The organism is Streptomyces sp. NPDC047061, from assembly GCF_040643955.1.
GTDB lineage: Bacteria > Actinomycetota > Actinomycetes > Streptomycetales > Streptomycetaceae > Streptomyces.
In genome coordinates this window covers 82,618-104,535 of the sequence record NZ_JBEYVI010000033.1, presented here as the reverse complement: position 1 = coordinate 104,535, position 21,918 = coordinate 82,618, and the positions used below count along the sequence as shown (strand labels likewise).

General features: G+C 72.6%; 22 protein-coding genes. 12 read left to right on the top strand and 10 right to left on the bottom strand.

Translation table 11 applies throughout. From position 1 onward, the window contains the following. Nucleotides 1–50: 50 nt before the first annotated feature. The 3 genes from ABZ887_RS36240 to ABZ887_RS36230 all read right to left on the bottom strand — a co-directional run bounded on the left by ABZ887_RS36240 (nt 51) and on the right by ABZ887_RS36230 (nt 3,439). Nucleotides 51–920 (bottom strand): hypothetical protein, encoded by an 870-nt coding sequence (locus ABZ887_RS36240; protein ID WP_361299219.1) that lies wholly within the window; start codon nt 918–920, stop codon nt 51–53. 133 nt (nt 921–1,053) lie between these two features. After that, nucleotides 1,054–2,583 carry a hypothetical protein gene (locus ABZ887_RS36235; protein WP_361299216.1) on the bottom strand — a complete coding sequence of 510 codons (1,530 nt, stop codon included), beginning with the start codon at nt 2,581–2,583 and terminating at the stop codon, nt 1,054–1,056. A gap of 160 nt (nt 2,584–2,743) precedes the next feature. Then, a complete protein-coding gene (locus tag ABZ887_RS36230; protein ID WP_361299213.1) occupies nt 2,744–3,439 on the bottom strand; it encodes a GntR family transcriptional regulator in 696 nt (231 codons plus the stop codon). A gap of 184 nt (nt 3,440–3,623) precedes the next feature. On the opposite strand from ABZ887_RS36230, the gene ABZ887_RS36225 reads away from it, so the two are divergent. The 5 genes from ABZ887_RS36225 to ABZ887_RS36205 all read left to right on the top strand — a co-directional run bounded on the left by ABZ887_RS36225 (nt 3,624) and on the right by ABZ887_RS36205 (nt 8,241). Beyond that, nucleotides 3,624–4,943, top strand: coding sequence for an MFS transporter (locus ABZ887_RS36225; protein WP_361299210.1), 1,320 nt, complete (start codon nt 3,624–3,626; stop codon nt 4,941–4,943). A gap of 104 nt (nt 4,944–5,047) precedes the next feature. Further along, nucleotides 5,048–5,842, top strand: a complete 795-nt coding sequence (locus tag ABZ887_RS36220) for a putative hydro-lyase (RefSeq protein WP_361299292.1) — start codon at nt 5,048–5,050, stop codon at nt 5,840–5,842. A gap of 19 nt (nt 5,843–5,861) precedes the next feature. After that, nucleotides 5,862–6,620, top strand: coding sequence for a 5-oxoprolinase subunit PxpA (locus tag ABZ887_RS36215; protein ID WP_361299207.1), 759 nt, complete (start codon nt 5,862–5,864; stop codon nt 6,618–6,620). Between the two features lie 107 nt (nt 6,621–6,727). Further along, nucleotides 6,728–7,375, top strand: a complete 648-nt coding sequence (locus ABZ887_RS36210; RefSeq protein WP_361299289.1) for an allophanate hydrolase subunit 1 — start codon at nt 6,728–6,730, stop codon at nt 7,373–7,375. Then, complete coding sequence (locus ABZ887_RS36205) at nt 7,372–8,241, top strand: biotin-dependent carboxyltransferase family protein (protein WP_361299204.1); 870 nt, start codon at nt 7,372–7,374, stop codon at nt 8,239–8,241. The genes ABZ887_RS36210 and ABZ887_RS36205 overlap by 4 nt, the downstream gene beginning before the upstream one ends. Before the next feature lie 69 nt (nt 8,242–8,310). On the opposite strand, the gene ABZ887_RS36200 is transcribed toward ABZ887_RS36205, so the two are convergent. The 3 genes from ABZ887_RS36200 to ABZ887_RS36190 are packed head-to-tail and all read right to left on the bottom strand — an operon-like array spanning nt 8,311 to nt 11,491. Further along, nucleotides 8,311–9,162 (bottom strand): SGNH/GDSL hydrolase family protein, encoded by an 852-nt coding sequence (locus ABZ887_RS36200; RefSeq protein ID WP_361299201.1) that lies wholly within the window; start codon nt 9,160–9,162, stop codon nt 8,311–8,313. After that, entirely contained in the window at nt 9,159–10,364 is a 1,206-nt protein-coding gene (locus ABZ887_RS36195) for a glycosyltransferase (protein ID WP_361299198.1), read from the bottom strand. Before ABZ887_RS36195 ends, ABZ887_RS36200 begins: the two co-directional genes overlap by 4 nt. Further along, entirely contained in the window at nt 10,361–11,491 is a 1,131-nt protein-coding gene (locus ABZ887_RS36190) for a glycosyltransferase family 1 protein (protein ID WP_361299195.1), read from the bottom strand. Before ABZ887_RS36190 ends, ABZ887_RS36195 begins: the two co-directional genes overlap by 4 nt. Between ABZ887_RS36190 and ABZ887_RS36185 the strand changes: the two genes are divergently transcribed. Further along, nucleotides 11,393–11,638, top strand: a complete 246-nt coding sequence (locus tag ABZ887_RS36185) for a hypothetical protein (protein ID WP_361299295.1) — start codon at nt 11,393–11,395, stop codon at nt 11,636–11,638. The genes ABZ887_RS36190 and ABZ887_RS36185 overlap by 99 nt on opposite strands. Before the next feature lie 90 nt (nt 11,639–11,728). Here the strand turns inward: ABZ887_RS36185 and ABZ887_RS36180 are convergent, their stop codons facing one another. Together ABZ887_RS36180 and ABZ887_RS36175 are read right to left on the bottom strand one after the other, a co-directional pair. Further along, on the bottom strand, nt 11,729–13,147 hold the full coding sequence (locus tag ABZ887_RS36180) for a HEAT repeat domain-containing protein (protein ID WP_361299192.1): 1,419 nt from the start codon (nt 13,145–13,147) through the stop codon (nt 11,729–11,731). A gap of 301 nt (nt 13,148–13,448) precedes the next feature. Further along, complete coding sequence (locus ABZ887_RS36175; RefSeq protein ID WP_361299189.1) at nt 13,449–13,841, bottom strand: ankyrin repeat domain-containing protein; 393 nt, start codon at nt 13,839–13,841, stop codon at nt 13,449–13,451. A 341-nt stretch (nt 13,842–14,182) separates the two neighbouring features. On the opposite strand from ABZ887_RS36175, the gene ABZ887_RS36170 reads away from it, so the two are divergent. Then, complete coding sequence (locus tag ABZ887_RS36170) at nt 14,183–14,377, top strand: hypothetical protein (protein ID WP_046731976.1); 195 nt, start codon at nt 14,183–14,185, stop codon at nt 14,375–14,377. A 37-nt stretch (nt 14,378–14,414) separates the two neighbouring features. After that, nucleotides 14,415–15,962 (top strand): hypothetical protein, encoded by a 1,548-nt coding sequence (locus ABZ887_RS36165; protein ID WP_361299185.1) that lies wholly within the window; start codon nt 14,415–14,417, stop codon nt 15,960–15,962. A gap of 179 nt (nt 15,963–16,141) precedes the next feature. Here the strand turns inward: ABZ887_RS36165 and ABZ887_RS36160 are convergent, their stop codons facing one another. Then, complete coding sequence (locus ABZ887_RS36160; RefSeq protein WP_361299182.1) at nt 16,142–17,644, bottom strand: PLP-dependent aminotransferase family protein; 1,503 nt, start codon at nt 17,642–17,644, stop codon at nt 16,142–16,144. 101 nt (nt 17,645–17,745) lie between these two features. Here ABZ887_RS36160 and ABZ887_RS36155 point away from each other — a divergent pair, with 101 nt between their 5' ends. The 4 genes from ABZ887_RS36155 (at nt 17,746) to ABZ887_RS36140 (ending at nt 21,226) form a co-directional block, all read left to right on the top strand. Beyond that, nucleotides 17,746–18,399 (top strand): hypothetical protein, encoded by a 654-nt coding sequence (locus ABZ887_RS36155; RefSeq protein ID WP_361299179.1) that lies wholly within the window; start codon nt 17,746–17,748, stop codon nt 18,397–18,399. Next, complete coding sequence (locus ABZ887_RS36150; RefSeq protein WP_361299176.1) at nt 18,396–19,163, top strand: glycerophosphodiester phosphodiesterase; 768 nt, start codon at nt 18,396–18,398, stop codon at nt 19,161–19,163. The genes ABZ887_RS36155 and ABZ887_RS36150 overlap by 4 nt, the downstream gene beginning before the upstream one ends. Before the next feature lie 40 nt (nt 19,164–19,203). Then, nucleotides 19,204–20,550 (top strand): MFS transporter, encoded by a 1,347-nt coding sequence (locus ABZ887_RS36145; protein WP_361299173.1) that lies wholly within the window; start codon nt 19,204–19,206, stop codon nt 20,548–20,550. A gap of 301 nt (nt 20,551–20,851) precedes the next feature. Further along, nucleotides 20,852–21,226, top strand: coding sequence for an RNA polymerase-binding protein RbpA (locus ABZ887_RS36140; RefSeq protein ID WP_010046329.1), 375 nt, complete (start codon nt 20,852–20,854; stop codon nt 21,224–21,226). Nucleotides 21,227–21,326: 100 nt separating this feature from the next. On the opposite strand, the gene fxsA is transcribed toward ABZ887_RS36140, so the two are convergent. Continuing rightward, complete coding sequence (fxsA, locus tag ABZ887_RS36135; protein WP_361299170.1) at nt 21,327–21,881, bottom strand: FxsA family membrane protein; 555 nt, start codon at nt 21,879–21,881, stop codon at nt 21,327–21,329. Between the last annotated feature and the right edge of the window lie 37 nt (nt 21,882–21,918).

The following is a 21,918-nucleotide window of genomic DNA, read 5'->3' as shown; positions in this document are numbered from 1 at the left end:
GTAAGACGTGGGAAAGGGTGGTGACGGCTCGGGAACTACTCGGGAACAGGTCAGGAGTGGAACGGCAGACCTGCGTCGGAGACCAGGTCCAGGTCCTCGGTGTCGTCGGCGGGCATCAGACTGGCCGTGCCGTCGGTGATCGGGACGACGCCGAGTTCCAGCAGCTCGGCCATGGCGGCGCTGCCGGCCATGTCCCGGACCTGGAGCTGGTAGCGGGCCGTCGTCCGGTATGTGCCGCCCTGGTCGTCACCGGTGCGCTGGAGGAACCCGGAGTCGGTGAGGAAGACGACCGCCTTGCCGATGATGCCGGTGGTGGAACCGGCCAGCCGGCGGGCGTCCTTGGTGGCGCCGGTGGCGCTGCGTCTGGCCCAGATCCGCCAGGCGGCCTCCAGGCCGGGCGCGTCGGTGGCCGGGTCGGTGTTCTCCCCCAGCTCGTCGGCCCGCTCCTCCAGGCGGCGGCAGGCCTGCCGGACGAAGGCGTCGACGCCGTTGACCGTGATCCGCCCGATGTAGCCGTCGTCGGCCAGGTCCTCGGGGCGCGGGAACGCCAGGGCGGCGACGGCGAGATGGGCGAGCCCGTGCAGGAACCGGTCACTGCCGTCCGCGGACGTGCGACGTGCGTAGTCGCCCATGCGAACGGCGAACACCGAGTCCTCGGCCGCGGCCACGGCCATCCCCGCGCGGGGGGACACCTCCAGCACCACCAGCCCGAGCCCGGCGGCCACGGCATCGGCGAGCCGCGCGAACGGAGGATCCTCCCGGTAGCGCCGCAGCAGCTCGGTGTACTCCTGGTCACGGGCGGGCTGCAGCTTGGGCTGCAACCCGAAGGCGACGAGCCGCGCGGCATCGGCGGCGTCGGCCGGGGTGACGGCAGCATGCGCCGACCCGGCAGGCACCTCAGCCTCGACGTACTCGCTCACTACGACAACTCCTCGATCTTGAAAACAGGGCCGGCGGGCAGCGCACCGAAAGGGGCGCGGGGCTGTGTTGAATTTGCGGCTACCGCCGCGTGGGCGCGATCAACCCCCACCGGCCCGCACCCGGCACACGACATCACGCGGCCTCGGTCCGATCCGCAGCCATCCCCACCGCATCCAGCAAAGCAGTCCCCACGATCAGATCGGCGCCCCCGAATCCGGGATCGTCCAGCTCCGTGCCGTCGTCCACCGCGAACAGCAGTTTCTCCTCGCCCTGCCGGTAGGCCGTGCCCACGGCCGGGCTCGCGGCGTGTACCGCCAGCAGAGCGACGAGGTAGGCCAGGTCCTCGCCGCCGACCCGCCGCGCCTCCGCCAGCAACCCCGACAGCCGGCGCGGCGCGTCAGCCGGAAGATCCAGCAGCCGCATGGCGTCGGCCAGCTGCTCCTCGCTGAACCGGCTGTCGTCCGGCGTGGCGATGAGGTCCGGTTCCGGCATCTCCACGCCCAGGTGCTCCCGCTCCACCGGCGGCGTGAGCAGTATGTCGACGAGGTCGCCCACCCGCACCGACACCGGCGTCCGCAGCCCGGTCCCGCGCGCGAAGAACGCCCCCGTGACCCGGCTCGCCTGCTCCAGCGGCAACGGCAGCAGCGGCGCGAGAAGGTGCCCGTACAGGTCCGTCCCCGACGTCGTCATGGGCGTCGCGAACGCCTGCCGGTCCTGCTCCGCGCGGAACAGCGGCCCGGCCTCCAGCAGTCGCGACTGCAACTGGGTGTGCCGCCGGATGCAGTCCTTGACGATGTCGACGAGCTCGGCGGCGCGCCGCTTGTTCTCGGGCTCCTCGGTCTCGTCGCGGGCCTTGCGGATGTTGGTGAGGATCGCGTTCTCGTGCCGGTACCGGTCGGCGACGTGGTCCAGGGCCTCGGCGATCATGTCGGGGACGGCGTTGAGCCAGTCGACCGCGCGGACGTTGCGCCGGGTGGCCTCCAGGGCTCGGCGCAGGGTCTCCGAGTACTGCACGGTCCGGTAGCGGGCCTGCTCCGCGGCGAGCTGGGCGTCGGCGAGCCGGCCGCGGTTGATCAGTACCTCGAGCTTGACCTCGGCGGCGATCTGGGCGCTGGTGACGTCCGTGTCGAGGGCGCCGACGAGGACGTTGACCGCCTCGTCGGTGGTACGGAGGTACACGGTGCCGCCGGGGCCCGGCACCTCCTCGATGAGCTTGAAGTCGTAGTCCCGGCGGACGTACGACCCGTCCGGTGCGAAGGTGCCGTAGACCGCGCGGAAGCCGCGGTCGACGCTGCCGACGTTGATCAGGTTCTCCAGGACCCAGCGGGCCACGCGCTCGTGCTCGGCGACCGGGCGGTGCGGGGTCTGGGCGGAGATGCGCGGGATCAGCCGGGCGACGATCTGCTCGTGGTCGGCGCCGGTGTCGAAGTCCATGTTCAGGGTGACCAGGTCGATGGCGGAGAGGGCCACCTCGGCCATGCCGTACACCGAGTACTCGCCTGCGAGGTTCGCCTTGCGCGCGTCGAGGTCGTGCAGCGGCGCGGTGCACGCGAGCGCGCGCAGCCGCCGCGCCAGCCCCTCGTCGGCGGCCGGGCCCGGTGCGGGGCGCGGCCGCGCGCTGAGCTGAGGCGGCACGGTGTCCGTCGATGCAGGCGAAGTCACGGTGCACAGACTAGGTCCTGGGTCTGACATCGGCCCAAACGACGCGGACGGCTCCGCCGGTGGGGCCGGGTACTGCAGGGCGGTTGTCGGAGTGCGGGCCGGTGGGGGTTGATCGCGCAGTTCCCCGCGCCCCTGAAGGGGCGCTGCAGAACGGGGCGCGTCACGGGGCGCTGTCCACCCGGCGGCGGTAGACCTCCACCACTCGTTCCAGGGAGTCCGTGAGGTAGGTCTCCAGCAGGCGCTCGGCGCCGCGCCGGTCGCCGCGCTCCAGCGACTCCAGGATCTCCCGGTTGCGGGCCAGGTACGGCTCGTGCAGGGCATGGGGGTCGTCGACCACGTGGAAGGCGAGGCGGAGTTCCGCGAAGACGCTGCGCATCAGTTCGCCGGTGCGTTCGCTGCCGGCCAGGGCGACCAGTTCCCGGTGGAAGTGGATATTGGCCGTACCCACCGCTTTCCAGTCATCCGCGGCGGCCGCCGACTGCCCCTCGGTGACCGCCGCCGACAGGCTCTCCAGGGCGTACGGCGGCTCGCCGAGGCCGCGTACGACGGCGCACTCGACGAGGGCGCGGGTGCGGTAGATGTCCTCGACGTCCTCGACGGTCAGGACCCGGACGAAGACACCACGGTTTAGTTCGTGGACCAGCAGGCGTTCGTGGGTGAGCAGCCGGAACGCCTCGCGCAGGGTGTTGCGGGAGACGCCGAGCGCGCCGCCGATGCCGTCCTCGGACAGGCGGGTCCCTGGCGGGAAGTAACCGTCCGCGATGCGGCTCCTGAGGATGTCGGAGACCCGTTCGGCGGTGCTCGTCCGCCCGAGGAGGGCGCGGTCGTCGGCCAGTCCCGTCAGCTGCTCTGCCATGCCCGGAATTCAACCGCAGACACAGGAACGAAACAACGTGGGTATTGAAGGATCGTTGAACGATCCTCTACGGTGCTCATCACGCTCACCTTGTACGCCCCTTGGCAAGACCCTTGGCAAGGCCCTCGGCACGGCCCCGCACCGCTCAGTCCCGCACCCTCCGTCCCTCTTCTGCGAGGTGCCCATGAGCACGACTCCTCCACCGCAGGCCCTGACCTCCGACGCGCATCCCGGCAGGGGTGAACGCACCGCCGAGGACGGCGCGTTCGGCTGGTTGCGCGCCCTCGGTCCGCGCGGCCGACGTGCGTTCGCCGGTGCTTTCGGCGGATATGCCCTGGATTCGTACGACTACTTCACCCTGCCGCTGAGCATGGTCGCGCTCGCGGCGTACTTCGGTCTGGACAGCGGCCAGACCGGCCTGTTCACCACCGTCACCCTGGTGGTCTCCGCGGTGGGCGGCGCCGCGGCGGGCGTGTTCGCGGACCGGGTCGGCCGGGTCCGCGCCCTGATGATCACGGTGGTCACCTACGCGGTCTTCACGGTGGCCTGCGGCTTCGCGCCCAACTACGAGACGCTGCTGGTGTTCCGCGCCCTCCAGGGCCTCGGTTTCGGCGGCGAGTGGGCGGTCGGCGCGATCCTGGTCGCCGAGTACGCGAGTGCCCGGCACCGCGGCCGCACGCTGGGCGCGATCCAGAGTTCCTGGGCCGTCGGCTGGGCTCTCGCCGCGATCGTGTACACGCTGGTCTTCTCGTTCGTCGGCGACGACCTGGCCTGGCGGGTGATGTTCTGGACCGGCGCGCTGCCCGCGCTCCTCGTGGTGTGGGTGCGGCGCCGGGTGCACGACGCCCCGCAGGCGGTCGCGGTGCGCGAACAGAGCCCGCGGCGCGGCTCGTTCGCCGCGATCTTCCGCCCCGGCACGGCCGACGCGCCCGGCCTGCTGCGCATCACGGTCTTCGCGGGCCTGCTGTCCACGGGTGTCCAGGGCGGCTACTACACGCTGGCCACCTGGATCCCGACGTACCTGAAGACCGAGCGCGGTCTGTCGGTGGTCGGCACCGGCGGCTATCTGACCTTCCTGATCTCGGGGGCGTTCCTCGGCTACCTCACCGGCGGCTACCTCACCGACCGGCTGGGCCGGCGCCGCAACATCTGGCTGTTCGCCGTGCTGTCGGCGGCCTGCGTGCTGGCGTACGCGAACATCCCGGGCGGCGCCAACACGCTGCTCCTGGTGCTCGGTTTCCCGCTCGGCTTCTGCATGTCGGCGATCTTCAGCGGCTTCGGTTCGTACCTGAGCGAGCTGTACCCGACGGCGGTGCGCGGCACCGGGCAGGGCTTCACGTACAACACGGGCCGCGCGGTGGGCGCGGTCTTCCCGACCCTGGTGGGCTTCCTGGCCGACAGCTGGGGCGTCGGCGGCGCGCTGGTCTTCGGCGCGGCCGGTTACGCGCTCGCGGCCCTGGCCCTGTTCGGACTGCCGGAGACGCGCGGGAAGGAACTGGCGTGAACCGTACGGAAGAGAACGTACTCACCCTGGCCACGGAAGACCTCCCGACCACGGAGAACCTCCCGGTCACCGCAGAGCTCCCGGCCACGGCGGACCGTCCCGTCGTGCTCGTCGACGAACACGCGCACGCGTGGCGCCCGAGAAGTGCCCGGGCCCGCTTCCGGGAGGGCCTCACGGGCCCCACGGCCGGGGTCGCGGCCGGTCACACGCAGGCCAACCTGATCTCGGTGCCCGCCGACTGGGCATACGACATGCTGCTGTTCTGCCAGCGCAACCCGAAGCCCTGTCCGGTGCTCGACGTCACCGACGCCGGCGCGACCGGCACCGAACTCGCGGAGGGCGCGGACCTGCGTACCGATCTGCCGCGCTACCGGGTGTGGCGGGACGGGGAGCTGGTGGACGAGCCGACGGACGTGCGCGCGTACTGGCGGGACGACCTGGTGTCGTTCCTGCTCGGGTGCAGCTTCACGTTCGAGTGGGCACTGGCCGGCGCCGGGGTGCCGATACGCCATGTCGAGCAGGGCCGGAACGTGCCCATGTACGTGACCAGCCGGCTCTGCCGTCCGGCGGGACGGCTGCGGGGACCGATGGTGGTGTCCATGCGCCCGGTGCCGCCGCAGCATCTGTCGGCCGCGATCCGGGAGAGCAGTCTGCTCCCGGCGGTGCACGGCGGGCCCGTGCACTGCGGCGATCCCTCGGCACTCGGCATCGCCGACCTCGGCCGGCCAGACTTCGGCGACCCGGTGGACGCCGAGCCGGACGACATCCCGGTGTTCTGGGCGTGCGGGGTGACCCCGCAGGCGGCGGTGGTGGCCTCCCGGCCGCCGTTCGCCATCACGCACGCACCGGGCCAGATGTTCATCACCGACGCCCGCGACGAGCAGTACCGCGTGGCCTGACAGGAGAGACAGCGCATCCATGACCTCGATCGACCTGAACGCCGACCTCGGCGAGGGCTTCGGCCGCTGGCGGCTCACCGACGACGAGCAGCTGCTGTCCGTCGTGACCAGCGCCAATGTGGCCTGCGGCTTCCATGCGGGGGACGCGGCCACCATGCGGCGGGTGTGCGAGCTGGCGGCCGGGCGCGGGGTGACGATCGGCGCCCAGGTCTCCTACCGGGACCTGGCGGGGTTCGGGCGGCGCGCGATGGACGTGCCGCCCGCCGAGCTGGCGGCCGAGGTGGCCTACCAGATCGGCGCCCTCGAGGTCTTCGCCCGTGCGGCCGGCGCGCGGGTGGCGTACGTGAAGCCGCACGGCGCGCTCTACAACCGGGTCGTGCACGACGAGGAGCAGGCCGCCGCGGTGGTCGACGGCGTGCTCCTCGCGGACGCCTCGCTGCCCGTCCTGGGGCTGCCGGGTTCCCGGGTACTGGCGCTGGCGGAGCAGGCGGGGCTGCCGGCCGTCACCGAGGCGTTCGCGGACCGCGCGTACACCGACGAAGGGACGCTGGTCCCGCGCGGGCAGGAGGGCGCGGTGGTGAGCGATCCGGAGGCGGTCGTGGAGCGTTCGGTAGAACTGGCACGCTCCGGCGCGGTCACCTCGCACTCCGGCACACGCATCGCCGTGCGCGCCCGCTCGCTCTGTCTGCACGGCGACACCCCGGGCGCCGTGGAGCTGGCGCGCAGGGTGCGGGCGCGGCTCGCCGCGGCAGGCGTGACCGTGGCGGCCTTCGCATGAGGGCGGGCGGCATGAGCGGGAGCGACACGAGGGCGAGTGGCATGGGTGGGAGCGTGGACACGGGCGTGGACACGAACGTGAGCACGAGCCCGCAGTCGGCCCCGCCCATGACGGTCCACCTGGTCGGTGACGACGCCCTCCTGGTCGAGGTCGGCTCCGGCGCGGAGGCTCAGGCCCTGCACGACGAGTTGCTGCGCCGTCGCGCGGAGGGCTCGCTGACGGTCCGGGAGATCGTGCCCGCCGCCCGCACCGTCCTGCTCGACGGCCTCGACGGCCTCGACGACCAGGCCCGGCGGGCCGCCGAACTGACCCGCCGGGCCGCCGAACCGGCCGCCACCGCGGTCCCGCCCACTCCCCCACGCGCGCGTGCGGCCGTCGAGTTGCCCGTGCGCTACGACGGCCCGGACCTCGCCGAGGTCGCCGCCCACTGGCGGGTGCCCGTGCGGGAGGTGGCCCGCATCCACGCGGAGACCGAGTTCACGGTCGCCTTCTGCGGCTTCGCACCCGGTTTCGGCTACCTCACCGGGCTCCCGGACCGCTACGACGTGCCGCGCCGGGCCACCCCCCGTACCGCGGTGCCCGCGGGCACGGTGGCGCTGGCCGGCCCTTACACGGGCGTGTACCCGCGGTCGTCGCCGGGCGGCTGGCAGCTCATCGGGACGACGGAGGCAGTGCTGTGGGACCACACGCGCGTACCGGCCGCTCTGCTGGCGCCGGGCACACGTGTGCGGTTCGTGCCGGTGGAGGAGGCATGACCGACCGCGCGCTCGTCGTCGTACGGGCCGGTGCGCTGACCACCGTGCAGGACGGGGGGCGGCCCGGGTACGCGCATCTGGGGGTGCCCCGCTCCGGGGCGCTGGACGTGCCCGCCGCGGCGCTCGTGAACCGGCTGGTCGGCAACGCTCCGGACGCGGCCGTTCTGGAGGCGACGCTCAGCGGGTGCGCCGTGCGGCCGCGTTCGACGGTCGCGGTGGCGGTCGGCGGTGCGCCGTGCCCCGTCGCGGTGGGCGGGCGTCCGGCGGCCTGGGGCGCGCCCGTCGTGGTTCCGGCGGGGGAACTGCTGGAGGTGGGAGCGGCCCGGTCCGGTGTACGAAGCTATGTGGCCGTCTCCGGTGGGATCGCCGTGGAGCCGGTGCTGGGCAGCAGGGCCACGGATCTGTTCTCCGGGCTCGGTCCCGCTCCGCTGGCGGACGGCGACGTGCTGCCGCTGGGCACGCCGGTGGGCCCGCACGCGCGCGTGGACGTCGTTCCGCAGCCGTCCCCGCCTGCGGAGCTCGTGCTGCGGGTGACGCTCGGCCCGCGGGACGGCTGGTTCACGCCCGCGGCCGTCCGGGCGTTCACCTCGCGCGCGTACCGCGTGTCGTCGGCGAGCAACCGTATCGGGCTGCGCACGGAAGGGCCCGCCCTGGAGCGGGCCCGTCCCGGTGAGATCCCCAGCGAGGGCATGGTCCTCGGCGCCGTGCAGGTTCCGCCGGACGGCCGTCCGGTGGTGTTCCTGGCCGACCATCCGACCACCGGCGGCTATCCGGTGATCGCGGTGGTCCGCGCCGCCGACCTCCCGGCGGCGGCCCAGGCGGTACCGGGCATCCCGGTCCGCTTCGTGGCCGTACGCCGTCGCTGAACCGCCGCTCGCCGCAGCCGAACCACCGCAGCGGCTTCGTCACGCCCCGTAACGCCCCATCGCGCCCCGTCACGCGGCATCGGCGGGCCGCTCCGGCGACTGGAGGGCGGCCAGCGCGGCGGAGACGGCGGCCGACGCGCTCAGGTCCAGGCGGGCGCTGGTGCCCCTGCGGCGGTGCCGCATCTCGTCGACGGCCAGCCGCAGCAGCTGGGGCAGCAGGTCCCGGCAGCGCCTGATCACCCAGGCGGTGCCGGCCGTGGCCAGCCAGAAGACGCTCGCCTTCTTCGTCGGCGGCGGGAACTCCGGGTCGGGGGACGGCGCCGTCCCCGTCGCCATGCCCAGGGGGGCGAGCAGGGCGTGGAAGCGGACGGCGAGCTGCCGGTGCCCGCGCTCGCCCGGGTGCAGCCGGTCCGCGCTCCACATCTCGCGGTCGGTGAGCCAGGCGCCCTCCGCCGCGTGCAGATGTACGGCCCCGTACCGCTCGGACAGGGCGTGCACCACCATGTTGACCGCACGCCCCCGGCGGGCCAGCGGGCGGGCCAGGGCACCCGGCAGCCCCCACATCGAACCGGGGTCGGGCAGACACGCCGTGAGCAGGGTCGCGCCCTGCGCGGTCAGGTCCGCGTAGACCCTGTCGAGCCGTTCGGCCACCGCGTGGATGTCGAAGGTGCAGCGCAGGGTGTCGTTGACGCCTATGACGACGGCGACGATGTCGGGACGCAGTTCCAGGGCGGCCGGGGTCTGGCGTTCCAGCACGTCCCGGGTCTGCGCCCCGCTGACCGCGAGGTTGGTGAACTCCACCTCCTTCGCGGCCAGTCCGCCGGCCAGCAGCGCGGCCCAGCCGCGCCACCCGTCGCCGGCGGGGTCGCCCACGCCCTCGGTCAGCGAGTCCCCGAGCGCCACGAAACGAACCGCTCTCATGCCACGCCCTCCGGCACGACACGACGGACCGGTGCCGTCGTTCCGTTCTCGTCGCGACGGGACAGTACCGGCGCGTCGTGCGCGGCGAGGAACGCCTCCACGGCCGTTCCCCAGCCGAAGCACTCGGCACGCGCGCGTGCCGTTTCCCGGCGCTCGTCGCAGGGCCGCTCCAGGAGCATCTCCACCGCGTCGGCGAACGCCTCGCCACGGTCCGCCGCAGTGGCGCCGGCGGACCCGATCACCTCGGGCAGCGCCGAGGAGGCGCTGGCGACCACGGGCGTCCCGCAGGCCATGGCCTCCAGGGCGGCGAGCCCGAACGTCTCCGCGGGTCCCGGCGCCAGGGCGACGTCGGCGGACGCCTGCAGCGCGCCCAGGCTGTCCCGGTCGGAGACATGCCCAAGGAAGGTCACGGGCAGCCTGCGTTCCCGCACCCGCTGCTCCAGGCGCTCGCGCAGCGGCCCGTCTCCCGCCACCACCAGGATCACCCGGCGGCCGCGCCGTACCAGCGCCTCCAAGGCGTCGATGGCGGTGCCGGGCCGCTTCTCCACGGAGAGCCGCGAGCACATGACGAGCAGTGCCTCGTCCTCGCGCGCGTACCGGGCCCGCAGGTCGGGGTCGCGCAACGAGGGGTGGCGGCCCGTCAGGTCGACGCCCAGGGGAGCGCGAACGACGTTGCGCGCGCCGATGCGGATGAACTCGCGCTCGGCGAACTCGGTGGTGCACACCACGCGCGCGTACGTGTGCGCCGTACGGATGTTGAGCGCGTCGGCGGTGCGCCGGGACATGTTCTCGGACATGCCCCAGGTGCGCAGGACGCCGTCGGCGGTCTCGTGGGAGACCATCACCGCGGGTATCCGGGCGCGCCGGGCCCAGCGACCGGTCCAGCGCAGGGTGGTCCGGTCGGACACCTCCAGGCGGTCCGGGGCGAGGTGCTCCAGGAGGCTCTGCACCCGCTTCTTGTCGACGAGGACGCGGTAGCCGCCGGTGCCGGGCAGCAGCGGGCCGGGCAGCGTGATGACCCGGCCCTGCTCCTCGTACCGGTCCGAGTAGCGCTCGCCCGGCACGATCAGGACCGATTCGTGCCCGGCCGCCACGAAACCCTTGCCGAGCTCGCGCAGGGCGGTGCGCAGACCGCCCGAGGCGGGGGCGACGAAGTTGGCCAGCCGGACGATGCGCAGGGGCCCCGGCGAGGTGCCGCTCATGCCGCCACCACCGGCCGGCGCGCGGCGAGCACGTCCTCGTAGTGGCCGATCAGCTGGTCGCCGACGGCGGCCCAGGTGCGGCCCTCGACCGTGGTCCGCGCGGCGTGGCCGAACGCGGCCCGCATCCCGGCGTCGGCGACGAGCGAGGCCACCGCCTCCCGTACCGCGCCGGCGTCGCGCGGCGGGACCAGGAACCCGGTGCGGCCGTGGTCGACCAGGTCGATCGGGCCGCCGGCGGCGGGCGCGACGACCGGGACACCGCTGGCCATGGCCTCCTGGACGGTCTGGCAGAACGTCTCGAAGGGGCCGGTGTGGGCGAAGACGTCGAACGAGGCGAAGATCCGCGCGAGGTCGTCGCCGGTGCGGCGGCCGAGGAAGACCGCGCCGGGCAGCGCCTCGGTGAGGTGGGCCTGAGCGGGCCCGTCGCCCACGATCACGACCTTCACGCCCTCCAGGCCGCAGACTCCGGCGAGGAGTTCGACCTGCTTCTCGGGGGCGAGGCGGCCGACGTAGCCGACGATGACCTCGCCGTTCGGGGCGATCTCGCGGCGCAGCGCCTCGTCGCGGAACTCGGGGCGGAAGCGGACGGTGTCCACGCCGCGCTGCCACAGCTGGATCCGGGGCACCCCGTGTGCCTCCAGGTCGCTGATCGAGGCGGTGGACGGGGCGAGGGTGCGGTCGGCGGCGCCGTGCACGGACCGGATCCGCCGCCAGGCGGCCGCCTCGCCGGCGCCCACGTAGGTACGGGCGTATCCGGCCAGGTCGGTCTGGTAGACGGCGACGGCCGGGATGCCGAGCCGGGCGGCGGCGGCCATGCCGCGGACGCCGAGGATGAAGGGGCTGGCCAGGTGCACCACGTCGGGGCGGTGGTCGATCAGCGCGGTGGCGAGCTTGCGGCTGGGGAGAGCCACGCGGACCTGGGGATAGCCCGGGAGCGGAAGGGAGGGGACATGGACGACAGGGCAGGGCGCGGCGGCCGCGGCGAGCCTGTTTCCGGGGGCGGGAGCCGGTGCGACGACGAGGGGAGCGTGACCGCGATCGACGAGGTGTCGGGCGGTCTGGAGCGCGCAGTGGGCCACGCCGTTCACATCGGGGGGAAAGGATTCGGTCACGATGACGACACGCATACCGGTGTTGTCGCCGCGCTGGACGTGGCCGCGTCAAAGTGGATCTTTCCGATTGTTAAACGTCCCATGAGCGTTGGCCTGCACACCCGAGCGGGCCAGCCGGCGTCCATACCCGGCTGCCCCGGCGGTCACCGGTTGTTCACCTGACGGGCAGTCGTCCACGTATGGAACGTGTACGGGATCCCCCGTGGTTCCCGTGGTCTTCGTGGTGAGGTAGTTGTCCGGTGCAGTGATATGTCACATGGCAGCGGTGTCCGGTCCGATGCGGCTGCGTACGGCCGTCTGCACCTCCGCCTCCTCGGCGGGATCGGCGGCGAGCCGGCGGAGCTGTTCGACGACCCGGGCGTCACCGGTCTCGGCGTGCCGGGCGGCGACCTCGCGGGTGGTCTCCTCGCAGTCCCACAGGCATTCGACGGCGAAGCCGGTGGCGAAGGAGGGATCGGTGGCGGCCAGGGCGCGGGCGGCGCGGCCGCGGAGGTGGGACGAGGCGGTCTCACGGTAGACGTGGCGCAGGACGGGCGCGGCGCAGACGATGCCGAGGCGTCCGGTCCCGTCGACGAGGGTCCACAGCGTCGGCGCGTCGGGGCCTTCGCCGCGTACGGCTTCCCGTAGCGCGGCGAGGACCAGTTCGCTGTCCTTGGTGCCGCCCCGGCAGGCCAGCATCCGGCCGGCCGCGGCGCCGAGGGGGTCGGGGCGGCGGGCCCAGCCCCGGGCGCGCTCGACGGCGGCGATACTGCGCATGCGTTCGAAGGCGTCGACGGCGGCCTCCACGACGGTGGCCGTGCCGTCGGTCACCGCGGCCTCGATGAGGTTGAGCGCGTCGGGGTCGTTGCTGTCGGCGAGGTAGCGCAGGGCGGTGCAGCGGGCGCCGTCGGTGCCGTCCTTGGCTGCCTGGAGGATCTCCGGCCGGTCCTCGGGTCCGGCGACGGCGACCAGGCAGCGGGCGGCCGGCACATGGAGGGCCGCGCCCCGCTCGACGCCCTGCTGGGCCCATTCGAAGACGGCCCGCACGCTCCACCCCGGACGGGGCCCGGTAGGTCGCATCTGGCGCTGCCAGCGGTCGAAACAGCCGGTCTCCTGCGCGGCACGCACGCGCGTGGCGACCGATTCGCGGGGATCCTCGGCCCACAGCCGCCAGGGCCGTGGCTCGAAGGCGTCCCTTACGGCGGCGGCCAGCTCGGCCTCGCCCTCGGCGTCCGTGGCGAACCGCGCCAGTACCGGGGCGGCGAGGGCGCGCAGGCCCGCGTCGTCGTCGCGCAGCGCCAGCTCGTCCAGGGCCCAGGCCCAGTTGGAGCCGGTCGCGGCGTACCTGCGCAGCAGTTCGAGCGCGTCCCGCCTGCCGTAGGAGGCGAGGTGCCCGAGCACGGCCAGCGCGAGGCCGGTGCGGGACTCCTCGGTGTCGAGGACGTCCTCGGGGTCGAAGAGGTGCGCTTCGATGGCGTCCAGCTCGCCGTGCAGGTCGACGTAGAGCCGGGCGTAGTACAGGGAGCGGTTCTCCACCTGCCAGTCGTGGCGGGGGTCGCGGAGCACACAGTGGTTCAGCGCCGCGAGCGCTTCGGCGCGCGGGGCGGTGAGCGCGTGCAACGTGCCGTCGCCACGGCCCCGCTGAAGCAGGCCGAGCAGCGTACCGCTGGGCGCTATGACCGGATCGAACATGGGAAACAGCCTCACATCAAGCGTCGACGCAACCGGAGAACACGCACTACCTGGCCGCGTGACACAACGTCGGAGCGCCCGCCGTCTCTTGCTTGCTGTAGACCATTTCTCTCTGCCTCTCGTCAGTGGCCCATGCGGGCCGCATCACGGCCCGCGCGGTGCGGCAACACCTGCCCAGCCATCGCGTCCGTGAATCACGACGTCATGATGACTCGGCACTTCGACCTGCCGCGACCGAAATTTCGGCGGCCCTGTACCGCCTCCCCCGTTTTGTGTGTTTTAGCTGGTCAGAACAGATGGGTCAGGAGGTACCGAACAGTTCCAGAACCTCCGTCTTGCCGAACATCCGAGCGGTGTCGACGGCTGACGGAGTGCCCGCCGCCGGGTCCGCGCCGGCTTTCACCAGCACCTCGACCACTTCCGTCTCGCCCTTGAAGACCGCCCCGGCGAGGGGGGTCTGACCTCGGTCGTTGACCCGGTCCGCCTCGGCGCCCCGGGCGAGCAGTTCGCGCACCGCGTCGGCGTGCCCGTGATAGGCGGCGAGCATCACGAGGGAGTCCCCGCGGTCGTTGGTGAGGTTGGCCGGAACGCCCGCGTCGAGGTACGCCACGAGCGCTTCGGTCCGCCCCTGCCGGGCCAGATCGAAGATCTTGGTCGCCAGCTCCACGACCTCGGGGTCGGGGGCTTCGCTCATCGGCCGGACCGCCTCTCCTGTGCGCTGCGGGGACTTTTCGTGGACTGGGGGAGCGTACGGCAACGGACGGGCCGTGGGGCCGTACGAGTGAAACGTCAGCGTACTGGCCCAGGGTGTACATGACCGGATCTGCCCGAGGTAAAGATCACCGCAGTCCCCTCGAACGATCACATTCCCGCGCCGGATGGCGACCAACCCGGTCAGCCCGGGTCAGGAATGATCCACCAATTGGGTGAAATTCCCAGAATTTCACCCAATTGCACCTTTAATCGTATGGATACCTGCTGTGATCCTGGAAGAACTCATGGTGACTGTCCCCCTTCGACACCAGGAGACCTCAAATGATCCTCTCCATCTCAGGCGTCATCGTGCTCGGCATCATCGTCTTCCTCTTCTTCCGCAAGGACGGCCTGAAGCCGTCGCATGCCACGGTCTCGGCACTCTTCGGCTTCTATCTCGCCAGCACGGCCATCGCACCGAGCATCAAGGCAGGCGGCGAGAGCCTGGCGAGCCTGCTCGGCGGCATCAAGTTCTGACGCCCCTCCCGCCCGTACGCACCGTGAGGAGACAGCAGTGGCCCGGCGCCCTCTCCCCCGCATTCTGAGCAACGGCGGCGCGCAGATCGCCCGGAGCCGGGAGCTGGCCCGGACGGCCGCCGACAGCGCCACCGACGTACTCCATCCGCTCATCACCGTCTCGCGCGGACTGCGCCGGCTGGCCTCGGCCGGGCGGCGCAGGTGGGCGGAGACACCGAAGGACAAGCGTGGGCCACTGCTGTTCCTGGTGGCCTCGGTCGTCCTGGTCGTGGCGCTGGTGCCGTACGGACCCCTGCTCGCCGTCATCACCCTGATGGCGGCGAGCGCCTGGCACGGCCGTGACCACGCCCCGCCCCCGCCGGAGGGCCCCGACGAGTCGCAGACCCAGCGGCTCCAGTCCCTGTACGAGGCCCTGGTGCCGTACTTCTCGGCCGCCGAGGACCCGGCGCCGCTGTACGCACACGGCGGGGAGTGGGAGAAGGCCTTCCTCGCCCACGAGTTCGACGACGCGGGCCGCCTCGGCCAGCTCCTGCTGCGCTACCCCGCGTACTTCCCGGACGGCGAGCCCGAACTCCGCGCGCGGATCGAGAACCTGCTCACCGCGAAGTCCGGGCGGGGCCGCGAATACCACTTCGCGTGGGACGAGGAGGGCAACCGGCTCACGATGACCGTCCTCGCCCCGCTGCCCACCGACATCGCCGCCCAGCGATTCGTCACCGCGCCGGGCGAGACGGTCCTCGGGTTCACCGATCCCAGCGAGGTCCAGCGCACGCTCCCGCTCGCGTACGGCGACGAGCAGCGTGACGTACCGCCGGTCGTCTGGCGCACCGGCGCCCGCTCCACCGAACCGCACCTGCTGGTCATGGGCCGCCCCGGCAGCGGCACCTCGACCCTGCTGCGCTCCATCGCCCTGCAGGCGCTCCAGTACGGCGACGTCCTCGTCGTCGAGGGCGGCGGCACCGGCGAGTACCTGTGCCTCAACGGCCGGGACGGGGTCCTCGCCGTGGAGTGCGGGCTCGCCGGGGCGCTGGCCAGCCTGGAGTGGGCGGCGAACGAGACGGAACGCCGGCTCATCGCGCTCAACCGCGCGCGCCAGGCGGGGCATCCGCCGCCGGACGACTGCCGGCGGCCCCTGTGGATCCTCCTCGACCGCCCGAGCGCCTTCGTCCATCTGGCCTCGGCGGACGGCCACCAGGACCCGCAGGCCCTCCTGCAGGTCCCCCTCCGGCACGGCCGCGCGGCGAACGTCACCGTGGTGGTCGCCGAACAGCTCGACAGCGCGGACGTGTTGAGCGAGGCGGTACAGCAGCACACGCGCGCGCGTGTCGTGCTGGGACCGGCGCTGCCGGACGAACTGGCGGCGGCACTGGGGGCGCCGCCGCACACGACTCCGTTGGCCCAGGTGCCGCCGGGGCGGGGGTATGCGCGGCTGGGGCACGGGCCGGTACTGCGGCTCCAGGTGCCGGCGACGCCGGATCCTTACGACGACGCGACGAGCGAGGTGGACCGGGAGGCGGTGCTGGCCCTGTTGCCGCCGAGGACTGAGGCGGGGGTGCCTCTGGAAGCTGCGGTCGCCGAGGGCTGAGGCGGGGGTGGGGACGCTTGCCGGCGCTGGCCGGGTGCCTCCCCCAGCCTTCGGCCGGGGGGACCCCCAGCGCCCACCCGTGCCGCCCTGCGGCACGCCTGCCCGCAGCTATGTCTTTAGGGGCGCGGGGAACTGCGCGGCCAGCCCCCACGCACCCGCAGCCGAAGAACCACCCGCCGCTACGCCACAAACGACCGCGGCGACTCCGTGCCGCCCCCGCTCGCCCCGGCCTCCACCAGCCGCGCCGCCGCAGCCAGTCGCGTCGCCGCCTCGTCCGCCACCGCTCCTCCCACGGTGAACGGAAGGCGCACATAGCCCTCGAAGGCCCCGTCGACCCCGAACCGCGGACCGGACGGGACGCGTACCCCCACCCGCTCCCCCGCCTCCGCCAGCCGTGAGCCCGACAGGCCCCCGGCCCGGACCCACAGGGTCAGCCCGCCCTTCGGCACCTCGAACTCCCACTCCGGGAGCTCCCGCCGTACCGCCGTCACCAGCGCCTCGCGGTTCTCGCGGGCCTGGACCCGGCGCAGGTCGACGGCCTGGGCCCAGCCGCCCGTGCTGAACAGCCAGTTCACCGCGAGCTGCTCCAGCACCGGCGTGCCCAGGTCGGCGTAGGCCCGCGCGGCGACCAGGCTGCGGATGACGTCGGGAGCCGCCCGGACCCAGCCGATGCGCATGCCCGCCCAGAACGCCTTGCTGGCCGAGCCCACGGTGATGACGGTGGAGCCCGCCGGGTCGAAGCCGCACACCGGGCGGGGCATCTCCACGTCGTCGTCCAGCCACAGCTCGCTCATGGTCTCGTCGGCGACCAGCACCGTGCCCGCCGAGCGGGCCGCGTCCACCAGCCGGCGCCGCTGGTCGTCGTCGGCGAGCGCCCCGGTGGGGTTGTGGAAGTCGGCGACCACGTAGGCGATGCGAGGAGCCGCGTCCCGCAGGACCTGGCGCCAGCGGTCCAGGTCCCAGCCGTCCAGCCCCTCGGCCATCGCCACCGGCACCAGACGGGCGCCCGCCTCCCGCATCAGCTGCAGGATGTTGGCGTACGACGGCGACTCGACGGCGATGCGCTCGCCACGGCCGCCGAAGAGGTGGCAGATCGCGTCGATCGCGCCCATCGCCCCGGTCGTGACCATGATCTGCTCGGGCATGGTGGGAATCCCGCGCGCCGTGTACCGCTCGGCGATCATCGAGCGGAGGACGGGGAGTCCGGCCGGGTAGTCGCCGTGGGTGTGGGCGTACGGCGGGAGTTCCTCCAGGGCGCCCTGGACCGCGCGGGTCAGCCACGGCTCGGGGGCCGGCAGGGCGGCGCAGCCCAGGTCGATCACCGAGCCGAGCGCCTCGGGGGGCAGGGGTTCCAGGCCACGGGCCGGCAGCGGGTTGCCCGCCGGGACGGCGGTCCAGCTGCCCGCGCCCCGGCGGGACTCCAGGAAGCCCTCCGCGCGCAGCGCCTCGTAGGCGGCCGCCACCGTCGTACGGCTGACGGACAGGGCGAGGGCCAGTTCGCGTTCGGCGGGCAGCCGGGCGGCGACCGGGACGCGGCCCTCCAGGACCAGCAGCCGGATGCCGTCGGCGAGCGCGCGGTAGGCGGGCGGACGCCGGGTGCCGGGGCCGGCCGGGCGGTCCTGCTGCGAGTTGAGCAGCCGGGCGAGCTGTGCGGGCCCCACCGCCGAGGTCCACTGCGCCATGTGAATCAGTCCACCTTCCCCGAATTGGCCATGGATGGCTTTCCCTGCCAAGCCACAGAGTGACATGAGCCAGTCCACCTTTACCACCAGGGGGGTCTCCCTTGTCCACGCAAGGCCGTCTCGGGCGACGGTTGGTCCAGCTCTATGCGGGGCTCACGCTGTACGGCGTGAGTTCCGCGCTTCTCGTCGAGGCGGGCCTCGGCCTCGAGCCCTGGGGCGTGCTGCACCAGGGGCTCGCCGGGCACACCGGGATCAGCATCGGCACGGTGTCGATCATCGTGGGGGCGGCCGTGCTGCTCCTGTGGATCCCGCTGCGCCAGCGGCCGGGCCTCGGCACGGTCTCCAACGTCTTCGTCATCGGCCTCGCCATGAACGCCGCGCTCGCCGTCGTCCCCGAGGTGCACACGTTGGCGGTGCGGATTCCGCTGATGGCGGCCGGCATCGTGCTCAACGGGGCGGCGACCGGTCTGTACATCGCGGCGAGCTTCGGGCCGGGCCCCCGGGACGGTCTGATGACGGGGCTGCACCGGCGCAGCGGCCGTTCGATCCGGCTCATCCGTACGGCGATCGAGGTCGCGGTGGTCGTCTCCGGGTTCGCGCTCGGCGGGACCGTCGGCGTCGGCACCCTGCTCTACGCCGCGTCCATCGGCCCGCTCGCACAGCTGTTCCTGAAGGTGTTCGCCGTCCCGGCGGCATCCGGCCGCAGTACGGTCGTTGCCACGGGGTCACCGGAGCGCGCCATACTGCCCAAGTGAGCACGTTGATACGCCACCCGTACCTGGACCACCCCGGCCCCATCCCCTTCGCCCATCGAGGCGGAGCCGCGGACGGCCTGGAGAACACCGTGGCGCAGTTCCGGCGTGCGGTCGAGCTCGGCTACCGGTACATCGAGACCGATGTGCACGCCACGGCGGACGGCAGGCTCGTCGCCTTCCACGACGACACCCTGGACCGGGTCACCGACGGCGCGGGCCGGATCTCCGACCTGCCGTGGGAGGCCGTACGGCAGGCGCGCGTGGCCGGCCGTGAGCCGCTCCCCCTCTTCGAGGAGCTGCTCGAGGAGTTCCCGGACGTCCGCTGGAACGTGGACGCCAAGGCGGAGCCGGCCCTGCGGCCGCTCCTCGACCTGATCGAGAAGACGGACTCCTACGACCGGGTGTGCGTCGGGTCGTTCTCGGAGGCGCGGGTGCTGCGGGCGCAGCGGCTGGCCGGGCCGCGGCTCGCCACCTCGTTCGGCACCCGCGGTGTGGTCGGACTGCGGCTGCGCTCGTGGGGACTGCCCGCGGCGGTGCGGCGGTCGGCGGTCGCGGCACAGGTGCCCGAGTCCCAGTCGGGGGTCCCGGTGGTGGACCGGCGCTTCGTGCGCGCCGCCCACGCGCGCGGGCTGCACGTGCACGTCTGGACCATCAACGAACCCGATCGGATGCACCGGCTCCTGGACCTGGGAGTCGATGGCATCATGACCGATCACATCGACACGTTGCGTGAGGTCATGCAGAAGCGCGGCGTCTGGTTCTGAGGCGCGCGAGCGTACTGCTGCGGGAAAGGCGAGGGCACGGGTGGGCACCGAAACCGTGCGGGCGGGGGCCTCGGACGAGGTCACCGAGCTGCGGCGCGAACAGCGCGGCTGGTACTTCTACGACTGGGCGTGCTCGGTCTACTCGACGAGCGTCCTGACCGTCTTCCTCGGCCCGTACCTCACCTCGGTCGCCGACCACGCGGCGGACGCCGACGGCTATGTGCATCCGCTCGGGATCCCGGTCCGGGCGGGCTCCTTCTTCGCCTACTCGGTCTCCCTGTCGGTGGTCCTCGCGGTCGTGGTCATGCCCCTGGTGGGCAGCGCCGCCGACCGTACCGGCCGCAAGAAGCAGCTGCTCGGCGTGGCCGCGTACACCGGGGCCGTGGCGACGACGGGCATGTTCTTCCTGGACGGCGACCGCTATCTGCTCGGCGGGCTGCTGCTGATCGTCGCGAACGCGGCCCAGTCCGTCGCCCTGATGCTCTACAACTCCTACCTCCCCCAGATCGCCCCTCCCGAGGAACGCGACACCATCTCCTCCCGGGGCTGGGCCTTCGGTTACGCGTCCGGCTCGCTGGTGCTGATCGTCAACCTGGTCCTCTATTCCGCGCACGACTCCTTCGGACTCTCCGAGACGGAGGCCGTCCGCATCTGCCTGGCCGGGGCGGGCCTGTGGTGGGGTGCCTTCACCCTCGTACCGCTGCGGCGGCTGCGCGACCGGGGCGGCCGGGAGGCCGGGGCGACGGCGCCGGGGCTGCGCCGGCTGGCGGCGACCGCCCGGGACATGCGCCGCCATCCGCTGACGCTCTCCTTCCTGCTGGCGTACCTCATCTACAACGACGGCATCCAGACCGTGATCTCCCAGGCGTCCGTGTACGGCTCCGAGGAACTCGGGCTCGGCCAGTCGACGCTCATCGGCGCGGTCCTGCTGGTGCAGGTCCTGGCCGTGGCGGGCGCCCTGACGATGGGGCGGCTGGCCAGGACGTACGGGGCGAAGCGCACGATCCTCGGATCGCTGGTGGCCTGGACGGTGACACTGGCCGCCGGGTACTTCCTGCCGGCGAAGGCACCGGTGTGGTTCTTCGTCCTCGCCGGCGGCATCGGTCTCGTCCTCGGCGGCAGCCAGGCCCTGTCCCGCTCGCTGTTCTCCCATCTCGTACCGCCCGGAAAGGAAGCCGAGTACTTCGCGGCGTACGAGATGAGCGATCGGGGGATGAGCTGGCTGGGACCGTTGTTGTTCGGGATCACCTACCAGCTGACCGGAAGCTACCGCTCGGCGATCATCTCGCTGGTGGCCTTCTTCGTCATCGGGTTCGCGCTGCTCGCGCGGGTGCCGGTGCGACAGGCGATCGGCGAGGCCGGCAACCCGGTTCCGCAGAAGGTCTAGAAGATCCAGCGGGGAGATCCAGGGGAAGATCCACCAGAAGATTTAGCGTTCAACGCGGAAGGGCGGTAGTGTACGCGTTTGGCCTGCCAGGCGTACCGTTACTGCGCGTCAAAGATGCCGAAACGGTGGGTGACATCTGTTAGCAGATGTGACAAACCGGGCGCTGGTGGGTACAACAAGGGGCGGCTACGACGGCGACACATGACCCGGAACGGGAATCTTTACCGCCGACCGGACGTTGACCGGATGACGACGACAGCGACACCTGTCCTGTGGGCGACAAGCCCGGGAGGCACGATTCATGAGTGAGCGAGCTCTTCGCGGTACGCGCCTCGTGGTGACCAGCTACGAGACGGACCGCGGTATCGACCTGGCCCCGCGCCAGGCCGTGGAGTACGCATGCGAGAAGGGGCACCGCTTCGAGATGCCCTTCTCGGTCGAGGCGGAGATCCCGCCGGAGTGGGAGTGCAAGGTCTGCGGGGCCCAGGCACTCCTCGTGGACGGCGACGGCCCTGAAGAGAAAAAGGCCAAGCCCGCGCGTACCCACTGGGACATGCTGATGGAGCGGCGCACCCGTGAGGAACTCGAAGAGGTCCTTGAGGAGCGTCTGGCGGTTCTGCGTTCCGGGGCGATGAACATCGCGATTCATCCCAGGGACAGCCGCAAGTCCGCATAGTTCCGTGTAGTTCCGTGTAACGGAAGCCGACACAACAACCGAGGGCGCCGTACGTTCTGTGAACGTACGGCGCCCTCGGTTGTGGCGTGCGCGGGGATCGTCAGCGCGTCAGCTCCCCCGTCGGCTCGTCCCCCGCCTCGGGGCCGTCGTTCCGGATCACCTCGCCCTGGACCACCTTTCCGTCCGGGCGGTGCATGCGGGCCTGCTGGAAGGCGTTGCCCAGGGTGCCGGGGGCGGCGGCGCGGAGCCTGCGGTCGAGGGTGCGTTCGGCGAGGCGGGAGACCGCCTTCTGGACCGGGGGCAGCAGGAGCAGCAGGCCGAGGGCGTCGGAGACCAGGCCGGGGATCATGAGGAGCAGGCCGCCCAGCATCATCAGGCCGTTGCCACCGCCGCGCTCCGGGGAGCCGCCGCGCTGGATCGCCTCGTTGAGGCTCTGGAAGGCGCGCCGGCCGGCGCGCTTGATGACCACGGCCCCGGCGACGAAGCCCGCCACCAGCAGCAGGAAGACGGTCATGCCGCCTGCCGCGCCCGCGACCACCGTCAGCAGCCAGATCTCCAGCACCAGCCACACCGCGAGACCCAGCGGCAGGTATCTGCCGAGCCGGGAGCGCCGGGGGCGGGTCGTGTACGGAGGGGTCTGCGCGCCAGTCGTCATGCTCCCAGTGTGCCTGGGCCCGGCTCAGTGCGGCATA